Below are 13,464 nucleotides of genomic sequence, written 5' to 3'. Positions count from 1 at the left end.
CAAATCGAGTTTGCCCTCGCTGGCCGCGAATTGCCGCGTTTCCCAGCGCTCGAATCACCGGCGACATAGCACACCTTTTTAAAGTTCATGTCACGTCCCGAAATATGCTGATACCCGGGTGGTGCCTTTCTCAACTACACTGCAGAACAGTTTCGCAGAATCAAAAAAGTATCGGTGCGTACACGTTTTCGTGCATTGCAATAAACAGTCCGCGGACGTGGAATATACCTGCGAAACTATTGATTCTTAGCAATGTCGTCGCCATTTTAATGGTGTGACGATCAGAAGCCTGCGGCAAAACCTTGAATGGAGGGCCCATGCTGAGTGAATCGGTGTTTGATGCGTTTACACGCAGCTACGAAGCACGTCGCGAGACGGATTTGTCCGTCGCGGAATATCTCGATCTCTGCAAGAAAGAACCGATCGCCTATGCGAACGCGACGGAGCGTCTGCTCGCCGCGATAGGCGAACCGCAGATGGTCGACACAGCCAAGGATTCGCGCCTCGGCCGGATCTTCATGAACAGAACCATCCGGACCTATCCCGCATTTACCGGCTTCCACGGCATGGAAGAGACGATCGAACGTATCGTTTCCTTCTTCCGGCACGCGGCGCAGGGGCTCGAGGAGCGCAAGCAGATCCTCTATCTGCTCGGCCCGGTCGGCGGCGGCAAGTCGTCGCTGGCAGAGCGCCTGAAGCAGCTGATGGAAGTTCATCCGATCTACGTGCTGAAGGCCGGCGACGAGATCAGCCCCGTTTTCGAAAGTCCGCTCAGCCTCTTCGATCCGGAGACGATGGGCGAGCTTCTTCTAAAGCAATACGGCATCCCCTTGCGGCGCCTGAGCGGGCTGATGAGCCCGTGGTGCCTGAAGCGGCTCGATGACTTCGGGGGCGATATTTCCCGCTTCCGTGTGGTCAGAATACAGCCTTCGCGGTTGCGCCAGATCGCCATCTCCAAGACCGAGCCCGGAGACGAGAACAACCAGGATATCTCGTCGCTGGTCGGCAAGGTCGACATCCGCAGGTTGGAGACTTACTCCCAGAACGATCCCGATGCCTACAGCTATTCAGGCGGGCTCAACCGCGCCAACCAAGGCGTGCTCGAATTCGTCGAGATGTTCAAGGCGCCGATCAAGATGCTGCATCCGCTGCTGACGGCGACGCAGGAGGGCAACTATATCGGCACCGAGAATATCGGCGCCATTCCCTTCTCGGGCATCATTCTTGCGCATTCGAACGAGGCGGAATGGCAAAGCTTCAAGGCCAACAAGAACAACGAAGCCTTCATCGACCGTATCTGCGTGATCAAGGTGCCCTATTGCCTCAGGGTGACGGAGGAGCAGAAGATCTACGAGAAGCTGATCGAGGGATCGGAACTCATAGATGCGCCCTGCGCCCCGGCAACGATGGAAATGCTGGCTCGCTTCTCCGTGCTTTCACGCCTGCGCAAACACGAAAACTCGACCTTCTTCTCGAAAATGCGCACCTATGACGGCGAGAGCCTGAAGGAAACCGATCCGCGCGCGCGCAGCGTTCAAGAATATCGGGATGCCGCCGGCATCGATGAAGGTATGGACGGAGTATCGACCCGTTTCGCCTTCAAGGTGCTTGCCTCGACCTTCAATCACGACACCACTGACATCGGCGCTGATCCAGTCCATCTGATGTATGTGCTGGAGCAGGCGATCCGCCGCGAGCAGTTTTCCGACGATGTCGAGAAGCGCTATATGGAGTTTATCAAGGCCGATCTTGCGCCGCGCTATGCAGAGTTTATTGGCAATGAGATCCAGAAGGCCTATCTTGAGTCCTATGCGGACTACGGACAGAACCTGTTCGACCGTTACGTCGACTATGCCGATGCCTGGATCGAAGATGTAGACTTCAAGGATCCAGATACAGGACAGCTTCTCGACCGCGAGCTCCTCAACCAGGAACTAACGAAGATCGAAAAGCCGGCGGGAATCGCCAATCCGAAGGATTTCCGCAACGAAATCGTCAAGTTCTGCCTGAGGTCACGGGCAGGCAACGGCGGCAAGAATCCGTCATGGACGAGCTACGAGAAAATTCGGGAAGTGATCGAGAAGCGGATGTTCTCGCAGGTCGAGGATCTTTTGCCGGTCATTTCCTTCGGCTCGAAGAAGGATGGCGAGACCGAAAAGAAGCACAGCGAATTCGTCTCGCGCATGGCCGCGCGGGGCTACACCGAGAGGCAGGTTAGACGCCTTGTCGAATGGTACATGCGCGTCAAGCAGGCAAGTTAATGGTCATGTATGGGAGCCATCATGCACATTGTCGACCGTCGGCTAAATCCGCGCGGTAAAAGTCTAGAAAATCGTCAACGGTTCCTTCGCCGCGTGAAGGGAACCGTGCAGCAAGCGGTGAAACGTTCGCTGCAGAATCGGAACATTCGTGATGTGCTCGACGGCGGTGAGATCAGCCTGCCGATTGATGGAATGGCCGAACCGAGCCTTCGCAGGGGCGGAGACGGTATCAGCGATCAAATCCTGCCGGGAAACAGAGCCTTCGTCGAAGGCGATATCATTCCGCGGCCGCCTGGCAGGAACGGTGGAAAACCCAAGGAAGCGGGCGAGGGCGACGGTGAGGATGGCTTCCGTTTCGTGCTGACGCGCGAGGAATTCCTCGATGTGTTTCTGGACGATCTGGAACTGCCCGACCTTGCCAAACGGCGACTGAGCGAAACCGAGGAAGAAAGTCCGATACGGGCCGGCTACTCCGTGTCAGGATCGCCGTCCAACATCGCCGTCGGCCGCACGACGAGGCTTGCGATGATGCGCCGGGTCGCACTTCATCGCCCGCGTGCCGAAGAGCTGGAAGCCCTGCAGCGGCAGATCGAGGAGTGCACGGACGACAAAAGCCGCCTGGCGCTTGAGGCAAAACTCAAATCGCTCACGGAAAAAACCAGACGCATTCCCTATATCGATCCGCTCGATGTGCGATATCGGCGCTTCGAAAACGAGCCGAAACCTGTGGCGAAGGCCGTGATGTTCTGCCTCATGGACGTCTCAGGCTCCATGTCGGAACACATGAAGGACCTGGCGAAGCGGTTCTATCTGCTGCTCTACCTTTTCCTGTCGAAGCGCTACAAGAAAGTCGAGATCGTCTTCATCCGCCATACCGACAAGGCAGAGGAGGTTGATGAGGAAACCTTCTTTTACGGCCCGGCGACGGGCGGCACGCTGGTATCCAGTGCACTAGCGGCAATGCGCGCGATCATCGCGGCGCGTTTCGATCCGACGGAGTGGAATATCTACGGCGCGCAGGCCTCGGACGGCGACAATTCCCATTCGGACGGAAACCTGACCGGGCAATTGCTGCGGCACGAGATTTTGCCGCAGTGCCAGTATTTTGCCTATATCGAGGTCGGCGAAGAAAGCGGCGACTCTTCGGCATCCCGTTCACCGCTCTGGACGCTCTATCAAGGGATCCGTTCCGAACTGCTGCCGCTGTCGATACGCAAGGTCTGCCGGCGAAACGAAATATTCCCGGTATTCCATGATCTCTTCCAGAAACGTGACGGACAGTCGAAGGTGACGCCATGACCACGACGGTGAGGCCGAAAGAGCGGTTGTTGTTCGAGGGTGCGGACTGGGACTTCTCAACGCTCCAGCGCATCCACGACGCCTGCGAGGAGATCGCTCTCGGCGAACTCGGCCTCGACGTCTATCCGAACCAGATCGAGGTCATCACCTCGGAGCAGATGCTGGATGCCTATTCCTCGACCGGCATGCCGCTGTTTTACCGCCATTGGTCCTTCGGCAAACACTTCGCGCATCACGAAGCCTTCTACCGCCGCGGGATGCGCGACCTCGCCTACGAGATCGTCATCAACAGCTCGCCCTGCATCTCCTACCTGATGGAGGAGAATACGGCGACGATGCAGACGCTCGTCACCGCGCACGCGGCCTTCGGCCACAATCATTTCTTCAAGAACAACTATCTCTTCAAGCTCTGGACCGACGCGAAGGGCATCCTCGATTACCTCGATTTCGCCAAGGGTTACATCACCCGCTGCGAGGAACGCTATGGAGAGGCAGCCGTAGAGCGGACGCTTGACGCAGCCCATGCGCTGATGTCGCACGGGGTGCATCGATATGCGGGCAAAACAACCGTCGACCTTCGCCAGGAGGAGAAGCGGCAACAGGAGCGCCGCGCGCACGAAGAGCAGATGTTCAACGATCTGTGGCGCACGGTTCCCGTCGGCAAAGCCCGCAAGGGAGGCGACATCGGCCTGGAAAAACGCCGCGCCGCCCTTGGTCTTCCCCAGGACAACATCCTCTATTTTCTCGAGAAATCCGCACCGCGGCTGCAGCCGTGGCAGCGCGAAATCCTTCGCATCGTCCGCCATGTCGCGCAATATTTCCATCCCCAGCGCCAGACCAAGGTGATGAACGAGGGAACGGCCACGTTCGTCCACTATCAGATCATGAACCGGCTTCACGAGCGGGGGCAGATCAGCGACGGAAACTTCCTCGAATTTCTGAAGTCGCACGCCAATGTCGTGTTCCAGCCGAGCTATGACGACCGGCGGTTCTCGGGCTTCAACCCCTATGCGCTCGGCTTTGCGATGATGCAGGACATCGAGAGGATCGTCACGAAGCCGACGGAAGAGGACCGTGCATGGTTTCCCGATATATCAGGACGAGGCGATGCGATGGCTGTCCTGCGCGGCATCTGGGCCGATTACCGGGACGAGAGTTTTATCAGCCAGTTCCTGAGCCCGAACCTGATCCGCCAGCTGCGGCTCTTCCATCTCTACGACGATCCCGATCAAACCGAGGGTGTGCTGGTTTCGGCGATCCACAATGAGCGCGGGTATCTGCGCATCCGCCGCCAGCTTTCGCGCGAATACGATATCGGCTGGACTGACCCCGTTATCGACATCGTCGATGTCGACCTAGCCGGCGACCGGCGCCTGCTGCTGCAGCACATCGTCATGAACGGCTGCCATCTTCAGGAGGCCGACACCAGGCTCGTCCTGCAGCATCTGGCCGATCTCTGGGGCTACGACGTATTGCTTCAGGAAATCGACGGTTCGAGTACCGTGGCCAGGGAATACGCAGCGAGCCCGCGCAAGATCGTCCAATAGCTGGCGCCGTCATGTCGACGCGGCATGACGGGTTCTATAAACGAGCAATTATCGATAGTCGAAAAAACAAATTCACTGTCACTGCAATCCCTTATATTGATCTCCAGTCAAACAGATTCAGCCTTTGCTGCGACCTTCCGGGGACGGCGGACAGCGCGGAGACGAGATGATATGAGTGAAACGCGGCGCAAGCTGACGACGATCTTCTGTGCTGACGTGCAGGACTATACGCGACTGATGGGCGCCGACGAGGAGGGGACGCTTGCGGCGCTGAAGCGCTGCAGGGAGGCGATGGGGCGGCTGATCGAAAGCCATGGTGGCCGTGTCATCAACACCTGGGGCGATGGGCTGATCGCCGATTTCCCGAGCGTGGTTGAGGCGGTGCGCACGGCCGTCGACACCCAGAACGAACTCGCGGGCTTCAACGCCCGCCGCCCGGCCGACGGTCGCATGCTCTTCCGCATCGGCATCAATCTCGGCGACGTGATCGTCGAGGGGGAGGACATCTATGGCGACGGCGTGAATATTGCCGCGCGGCTGCAGGCGTCGGCTGCGGCCGGCGGCATCGTCATATCAAGTACCGTTTACGATCAGGTCCGCAACAAGGTGGCGGTTGGTTTCGAGTTTCTCGGGCCGCTGATGGTGAAGAATGTCGATGAAGGCGTGCCAAGCTATGCGGTAAAGATCGGCGATGCCAGGGACGAGACGCCGCCTGCCGAACTATCCGGCCCCACGCGGCCGCAGCCAGCGCCGGTTATGGCGGCAGCTAAGGCCGAGACAACCCCAGCACCGGGCGGACGCAGGCTGTATGGCGTGCTCGGCGTCATCGCCGCCGTCCTGATCGGTATCAATCTCTTGTCGTGGCAGGGCGTCTTCTGGGCGCAGTTTCCGGTGCTCGCGCTCGCCGTCATCGCGGCGCTCGCCTGGAACCGCGATCAGATCCTGTTCAACCGAAAGATCACCTCGCTGGCGATCCTGGCACTTGGCCTTGCCGGCATCAACCTCTTCACCTGGACGGGGCAGTTCTGGGCGGTGTGGCCGATACTGGGGATTGCGGCTGTCATGGGCGTGCGGTGGTCGATGCGTCGATAGGCATCCAACCCGCATCTTCAGAAATCTGCCCGAAAATCGGCGGAGTCAAAGACACGGGCGAGTGTTCGTTCAAGCAAAAGTGAGCGGCCGGGTTATTTCCATTCTTTGCTGATATTACAAATCGGTAATGCCGGCTGCTTATGCTTGCCGGTAAGCTGTAAACGCGCGATATTGTCGCATCAGACGGGAATCTCGATCCCGCAGCGCCTCTTTCGACCGACCCTGGTCCAACCTCGAGTCCCTCTGGAGACGTGAATGGCCTTTTGGAAGCAGTTTATACTGTCGCTCATCGTCATTATTGCCGGCTTTGCCGCGTGGGTTTTCTTTGTGCCCGGCGCCGGCGATACGATGCGCGATGCAGGGATTCCAGACAGCATCGTTTCCGAGATCGCGCCGAAGGCTGAGGAGACGGCGGATGCTGACGCTCCGACCCGGGCGCAGGGGCAGCAACGCGGCGACGGACAAGGGCAGGGACAGAACCGCCGCAATGGTGGCGGGCGCAACAGTGCCATTCTCGTCGCGACGCAGGCAGTCGTCCAAGGTATCGTCAATGACCGGCTGAATGCCATCGGCACGGGTGACGCGATCCGTTCGGTCGCGGTCACGCCGCAGGCATCGGGCACAATCCGCGAAATCCTCATCAAGTCGGGCGACAGGGTGAAGGCCGGCCAGGTGCTCGCCAAGCTCGACAGCGAGGAGCAGGTGATCGCCCGCGGCCAGGCTGACGTGGCGGTCAAGGCCGCCGTCGAGAAGTCCAACCTCTATCACAACATCAAGTCCAGCGTGTCGCGCATGGACGTGTTCGATTCCGAGATCGCCGAGCAGGGCGCGCGGCTGCAGCTGCAGGCCGCCGAGCTCAATCTCGCCCGGCGCGATATCACTGCGCCGATCGACGGTATCGTCGGCATCGTGCCGGTCAATATCGGCGACAACGTCACGACGAGCATCCCGATCGTCACGCTCGACGACCGTTCGGAAATCCTCGTCGACTACTGGGTGCCGGAGCGCTTCGCCAATACGGTGTCGGTCGGCCAGCCGGTCGAGGCGATGTCAGTGGCAAGGCCAGGACAGGTGTTTTCGGGCGTGGTCGAAGCCGTCGACAACCGCATCGACGCGGCAAGCCGCACGCTTCGCCTGCGCGCCAAGATCGACAACAGTTCCGACGAGCTGCGCGCCGGCATGTCCTTCAGCGTCAGCATGAAATTTGCCGGCGATAAATATCCGGCCGTCGCCCCGGTCTCGGTGCAGTGGGATTCGCAGGGCTCCTTCGTCTGGCAGGTCAACGACGACAAGTCGCACAAGGTGCGGGTCAGTATCGTGCAGCGCAACCCGGATTTCGTGCTCGTCAAAGCCGACCTCAAGGACGGCGACGTGATCGTGACACAGGGCCTGCAGCGCGTGCGCGAGGGCGGGGCAGTGCGTGTGGGCGCCGATGTCGCGGCTGCGGAGGTCGCCACCCAATGAGCGTGACCGAGATTCATCAGGACAGGGCCTCGGGCAAGCAGAGCTTCACCGCGCTTTTCGTTCGCCGGCCGATTCTGGCGCTAGTGTTCAACACGCTGATGGTTGTCGCCGGCCTTGCTGCCTATGTCGGCGTCGAGGTGCGCGAACTGCCGGATGTCGACCGTCCCGTCGTCACCGTGCGCACCACCTTCGATGGCGCATCGCCGCAGACGATCGACCAGGAACTGACCAAGGTGATCGAGGGGGCGGTCGCGCGCGTCAGCGGCCTGAAATCGATTTCGTCGACCTCTTCCTTCGGTCAGAGCCGGGTGACGCTGGAATTCTCCGATGCGATCGATCTCTCGGTCGCCGCCAACGACGTGCGCGACGCGATCGGCCGCATTACCCAGAACCTGCCCGACGAAGCGGATGCGCCGCAGATCGTCAAGGCGGATTCGGATTCCTCGGCGATCATGCGCCTTGCCGTCACCTCCACCAATCTCAACATGGACGACCTGACCCAGCTCGTCGAAAACGAGGTGATCGATCGTCTCGCCTCGGTCGACGGCGTTGCCGACGTCGAGGAATATGGCGACCAGGAGAAGGTCTTCCGCGTCGATGTCGATCAGGGCGCGCTTGCCAGCCGCGGACTGACCATCGGCGACCTGACGAAGGCGCTCGACAACGCCGCACTCGACGTGCCGGCCGGCTCGCTGAAGAGCAATACGCAGGATATCGTAGTGCGCGCCACCGCCAACCTGCAGACGCCGGCGGATTTTTCCAATGTCATCCTGCAGGATCGCGTCCGGCTCGGCGACGTCGCGACGGTGATGCTTGGGCCACGCGACGGCGAAACGGCGCTACGCTCCAACGGCAAGCCGGGTATCGGTCTTGGCATCATCCGCCAGGCGCAGTCGAATACGCTGAACATCTCGACCGGCGTCAAGGCTGCCGTCGACCAGCTGTCCAAGACACTGCCCGAGGGCACGACGATTGCCATCACCAGCGACGACGCCGTCTTCATCCAGGGCGCGATCCACGAGGTGGTGCTGGCGCTGATACTCGCCGCCGTCATCGTCACCGCTGTCATCTATCTCTTCCTGCGCGATTGGCGGGCGACGCTGATCCCGGCGGTCAGCATGCCGGTGGCGCTGATCGGCACGCTGGCGGCAATCTATATGGTCGGCTTCTCGATCAACATCCTGACGCTGCTCGCTATCGTGCTGGCGACCGGCCTCGTCGTCGACGATGCGATCGTGGTGCTCGAAAATATCGTGCGCCGGCGCGCCGAAGGCATGGGGCCGCGCGCGGCCGCGGTGCTCGGTACGCGTGAGGTGTTCTTCGCCGTCATCGCCACGACGGCGACGTTGGCGGCGGTGTTCATTCCGCTCTCCTTCCTGCCGGGACAGGTCGGTGGTCTCTTCCGCGAATTCGGCTTCGTGCTCGCCTTCTCGGTCGGTCTGTCGTCGATCGTGGCGCTGACGCTGTGTCCGATGCTCGCTTCGCGCATGCTGACCAAGCCGATGCTCGAAGATCACGGCGTGCTCGGCCGCTTCGGCGGGGCGCTGGCCGATCTCTACAAATGGGCGCTGCACGGCTGTCTCAATGCGCCCTTCGTGGTCATCCTGTTCTCGGTGATCTTTGCCGGTGCGGCACTCGTCGCCTTCTCGACGGTGAAGAGCGAGCTGACGCCCGAAGAGGACCGGTCGATGGTGATGATGCGGCTGACGACGCCGCAGGGATCGAGCCTCGAATATACCCGCGATAAGATGCAGCTCGTCGAGGAATATCTGCAGCCGCTGGTCGACAGCGGCGACATCCGCAATATCTTCTCGATCTCCGGCCAGGGCGGTTCGCTGAACAGCGGCTTCATGGTGCTGACGCTCGCTCCCTGGGGAGAACGTGACAGGACGCAGACGGAAATCGTCGGCGATATCAACCAGGCAGCCTCCAGGGTGCCGGCCTTGCGCGGCAACGCTATCTCATCGAACAGCCTTCGAATCCGCGGCGCCGGCAGCGGTCTGCAGATGGCGCTGATCGGCAATGATCACGAGGCGCTGACGGCGGCGGCCGCCAAGCTGGTTCAGTCGCTCGAGGCCACCGGCCAGTATGATACGCCGCGCCTCACCAACGAGCCCAGCCAAGCGCAGGTATCGGTGGCGATCGATCGCGAGCGCGCCTCGGATCTGGGCATCGACATAACCGGGCTTTCGACGGCAATCCAATCGCTGCTCGAAGGGCGATCGGTGGTCGACGTCTTCGTCGACGGCGAATCCTATCCCGTGCTTCTGACCTCGACGACGCGGCCGATCGACGATCCGACCGATCTTGAGAACGTGTTCCTGAAGACCGGCGACGGCAAGATCGTACCGATGTCGGTCATCGCCACGATGAAGGAGGGTTCGGTCGCGCCGCAGCTCAACCGCGAGCAGCAACTTGCCTCCGTGGCGATCACCGCCGGCCTCAGGAATGGCATGTCGCTCGGCGATGCCGTCAAGCAGGTAACCGATCTCGCCGAGCCGCTGCTGCCGCCAGGCTCCCGCTTGCTGCCGCTTGCCGAGGCGGCGACGCTCGAAGAGAATTCGAGCGGCATGGCGCTGACTTTCGGTTTTGCTATCGTCATCATCTTCCTGGTGCTGGCCGCGCAGTTCGAAAGCGTGCTGTCTTCGCTGATCATCATGTCGACGGTGCCGCTTGGTCTTGCCTGCGCGGTCTTCGCGCTTGTTATCACCGGGTCCAGCCTCAACATCTACAGCCAGATCGGCCTGGTGCTGCTGGTCGGCGTCATGGCGAAGAACGGCATCCTGATCGTCGAATTCGCCAATCAGCTGCGCGACCGGGGCGAGGATGTGCGGTCCTCGATCGAGAAGGCCTGCGCGCTGCGCCTTCGCCCCGTGATGATGACGATGATCGCCACCATCCTCGGCGGCGTGCCACTGGTCTTTGCCCATGGCGCCGGCGCCGAAGCACGCGTTGCGCTCGGCTGGGTGATCGTCGGCGGTCTCGGTTTCGCAACGCTGGTGACGCTGTTCATCACGCCGGTCGCCTATCTGCTGCTTGCCCGCTTCGCCAAGCCGCACGCCCACGAGGAGGCGCGCCTACACGAAGAGATGTCGGTTGCCACACGGCCGCGCACTGCGCCCGACGACGAGCAGTTGCAGGCCGCCGAATAAGGTTTTCATCCAAGTTTGAAAACGCCGCCGGATCTCCTCCTGCGGCGTTTCTTATGGTGTATGAAACCTTGCGAAATAAGATAAATTACTTCTGAAGTTTAGTCGTTTGTTAAGCATAAACGGCAATGATTGTTGCCAGTAACCGACTGGTCTTCTTCGTTTCTTGAAGGCCGCAACGCGCTGGAATTCCAGCGACCCCGGACATGACAGTCCGTGCGGACGGTTCATTTCTTGTGCAGTTTGCGTCGTGTTGTGTTTTTGGAGTTTAGTTCTGTGAGTATTTACCAGCGCGTCTCGGTGGATGCGGCGCTTCATGTGCTGCGCGATATCAACCGTAATATGGCGGTCACGCAAAATCACATCACGACCGGTATGCGTGTGGCAAAGGCCAGCGATAATGCCGTCTATTGGTCGGTCGCCACCACTGCGCGAACAGACAACAAGGCGGTTTCGGCGATCCAGGATGCGCTTGGTATGGCGGCGGCGACGATGGGAACGGCCTATACCGGCGTCCAGAACGTCATCGATGTCGTCTCCGAGATCAAGGCCAAGCTGGTTGCCGCGACCGAAGACGGGGTCGACAAGGACAAGGTCAATGAAGAGATCAAGCAGTTGCAAGAGCATTTGCGCAGCGTCTCCGAGGCGGCGACTTTCAATAGCGACAACTGGGTGGTTCTCAACAACGATGCGACACCGACGCAGCCGCGCCAGATTCCGGCCTCCTTCATCCGCAATGCCGATGGGACGATCTCGGTTGGCATGCTGAGCTACCATATCGACACGACGCCGAGCGGGAGTACGACCTCCAAGGACGCGCGCTACCTGATCGACGATCGCGCCACCGGTTCGGGCGAATACGGCGTGCTGACATCGGCCTATTTCGCTACCGAACTCGGCGCGTCGCAGGACTACGTGCTGATGCAGAGCAAAAACGGCACCACCACCGGGCAGGTGGTGATTTCGCTCTCGGCCAGCACGACGAAAGGACAGGTCAGCGAAATGATCAGCGTCGTCGATGCAGCGCTGACGCAGCTGACGACGGTCGGTTCGGCTTTTGGCGCGCTGGAAAAACGCATCAATCTGCAGAACGACTTCGCGACGAAACTGCACGACAACATCACCGCCGGCATCGGCCAGCTCGTCGATGCTGACATGGAGGAGGAGTCGAGCAGGCTGCGGGCGCTGCAGACGCAGCAGCAACTCGGCCTGCAATCGCTGAACATCGCCAACGCAACTTACGATACCGTGCGGCAGTTGTTCCAGAATTTCTGAGCCCAGACTCTCTTCATCCGAAACGCGTGACATCGAACTCCGCAGGCAGGAAGTGCTTCCCGCTGCGGAGTTTTCACAAATTCCCGTGGAGGCGCAGGGACGGCGTCCACCAAAACTGGTGATAATCAGCGCATTCCGGCAACATGGCTGTGTTTCGACGCTCGAATTTGCCGTATCAGGAGAACATCTTCATTTTCTTGCCGCAATCCTTGCCATTTGCTCGGATCAGTCGAACGGAGACCGTCCTGTCCATGATCAAAAAATTCGTACTTCTCGCTATTGCCGCAAGCTATCTCAGTGCCTGCACGACGACTGATCCCTATACCGGTGAACAGAAGGTTTCCAATACGGCGGGTGGTGCTGCTCTTGGCGCCCTCGGAGGCGCTCTCGTCGGCGTGGCTGTCGGCGGCGGCGGCCACGGCAAGCGCAATGCGGCGTTGATCGGCGCAGGTGTCGGCGCTCTCGCCGGCGGCGCGATCGGCAATTACATGGACCAGCAGGAATCCGAGCTTCGCGCCCAGCTCGAAGGCACCGGCATTTCGGTGACCCGCAACGGCGACAACATCATCCTCAACATGCCCTCGAACATCACCTTCGACGTCGACCAGGACGCGGTGAAGCCGGGCTTCTATCCGACGCTGAATTCGGTGGCGATCGTGTTGCGCAAGTTCAACCGCACGCTGATTGACGTCAACGGCCATACGGATTCGACCGGCAGCCTGCAGCACAATCAGGACCTGTCGCAGCGCCGCGCGCTGTCGGTTGCCGATTATCTCGGTGGCCAGGGCATCGACCAGCGCCGAGTCTCCGCCGTCGGTTTCGGCCCTTCCCAACCCGTCGCCTCCAATGCGAGCGAGGCCGGCCGTGCGCAGAACCGCCGCGTCGAGATTCAGATCGCGCCAATTACGCAGGGCTGATTCTGGCTCATAACGTTTGCGGAAAGGCCGGGTAATGCCCGGCCTTTTTCGTCAGTGTTGCATCGTTGCGCCCTTGGTGATCTTGTCGACGATCTTCTTTTCGGCGCGCAGCGCAATGCCGACAACCTTGGCATCTTCGGGCGCAAATTCTGCGAAGACGGCGCGGTTGGCCGCGTCGTGGCCGGTCGCAAACATCTCCTCGATAAACAGCGAACTGGTGATATCGCGCTCCAGCGCGCGGCGGTGAACGGCTGATATCGTCGCCTCGTCGGCGGAGAGCACGATGATCGGTTGGATCGACAGGGGATTGTAGAGATTGCCGACGCGGTCCCTGTAGGCTTCGCCGATGATCTCGGGATGCCGGCCGGCGATGCCCGTCATCAGGAAGGCGGTGACGTTCAGCTTCTGCCAGCCGGCAAGATTGTTTCGCAGGACGACGGCAATTTTGGTATCAAACATC

Annotated in this window: 9 protein-coding genes; 8 read left to right on the top strand and 1 reads right to left on the bottom strand. The window is 60.4% G+C overall.

Translation table 11 applies throughout. The annotated features are described in order from the left end of the window. Positions 1-317 precede the first annotated feature (317 nt). The 8 genes from RLCC275e_RS14140 to RLCC275e_RS14105 all read left to right on the top strand — a co-directional run bounded on the left by RLCC275e_RS14140 (position 318) and on the right by RLCC275e_RS14105 (position 13,004). Positions 318-2,261, top strand: a complete 1,944-nt coding sequence (locus RLCC275e_RS14140; protein ID WP_003560963.1) for a PrkA family serine protein kinase — start codon at positions 318-320, stop codon at positions 2,259-2,261. A gap of 21 nt (positions 2,262-2,282) precedes the next feature. Beyond that, a complete protein-coding gene (locus tag RLCC275e_RS14135; RefSeq protein WP_033181032.1) occupies positions 2,283-3,560 on the top strand; it encodes a YeaH/YhbH family protein in 1,278 nt (425 codons plus the stop codon). Continuing rightward, complete coding sequence (locus RLCC275e_RS14130; protein ID WP_003560959.1) at positions 3,557-5,107, top strand: SpoVR family protein; 1,551 nt, start codon at positions 3,557-3,559, stop codon at positions 5,105-5,107. Before RLCC275e_RS14135 ends, RLCC275e_RS14130 begins: the two co-directional genes overlap by 4 nt. Before the next feature lie 171 nt (positions 5,108-5,278). Further along, a complete protein-coding gene (locus tag RLCC275e_RS14125; RefSeq protein WP_033180933.1) occupies positions 5,279-6,199 on the top strand; it encodes an adenylate/guanylate cyclase domain-containing protein in 921 nt (306 codons plus the stop codon). A gap of 255 nt (positions 6,200-6,454) precedes the next feature. Beyond that, on the top strand, positions 6,455-7,663 hold the full coding sequence (locus RLCC275e_RS14120; RefSeq protein WP_033180932.1) for an efflux RND transporter periplasmic adaptor subunit: 1,209 nt from the start codon (positions 6,455-6,457) through the stop codon (positions 7,661-7,663). After that, positions 7,660-10,815 carry an efflux RND transporter permease subunit gene (locus RLCC275e_RS14115; RefSeq protein WP_130707790.1) on the top strand — a complete coding sequence of 1,052 codons (3,156 nt, stop codon included), beginning with the start codon at positions 7,660-7,662 and terminating at the stop codon, positions 10,813-10,815. The genes RLCC275e_RS14120 and RLCC275e_RS14115 overlap by 4 nt, the downstream gene beginning before the upstream one ends. Positions 10,816-11,088: 273 nt before the next feature. Beyond that, positions 11,089-12,087, top strand: coding sequence for a flagellin N-terminal helical domain-containing protein (locus RLCC275e_RS14110; protein WP_033180930.1), 999 nt, complete (start codon positions 11,089-11,091; stop codon positions 12,085-12,087). 251 nt (positions 12,088-12,338) lie between these two features. Continuing rightward, a complete protein-coding gene (locus tag RLCC275e_RS14105; RefSeq protein WP_012758248.1) occupies positions 12,339-13,004 on the top strand; it encodes a YiaD family glycine zipper/OmpA-like lipoprotein in 666 nt (221 codons plus the stop codon). A 51-nt stretch (positions 13,005-13,055) separates the two neighbouring features. On the opposite strand, the gene RLCC275e_RS14100 is transcribed toward RLCC275e_RS14105, so the two are convergent. Next, positions 13,056-13,463 carry a DUF2000 family protein gene (locus tag RLCC275e_RS14100; protein WP_033180929.1) on the bottom strand — a complete coding sequence of 136 codons (408 nt, stop codon included), beginning with the start codon at positions 13,461-13,463 and terminating at the stop codon, positions 13,056-13,058. Position 13,464 lies beyond the last annotated feature (1 nt).

It is taken from the genome of Rhizobium brockwellii, from assembly GCF_000769405.2.
Classification (GTDB): domain Bacteria; phylum Pseudomonadota; class Alphaproteobacteria; order Rhizobiales; family Rhizobiaceae; genus Rhizobium; species Rhizobium brockwellii.
This window is presented reverse-complemented; position numbering and strand designations above follow the sequence as displayed.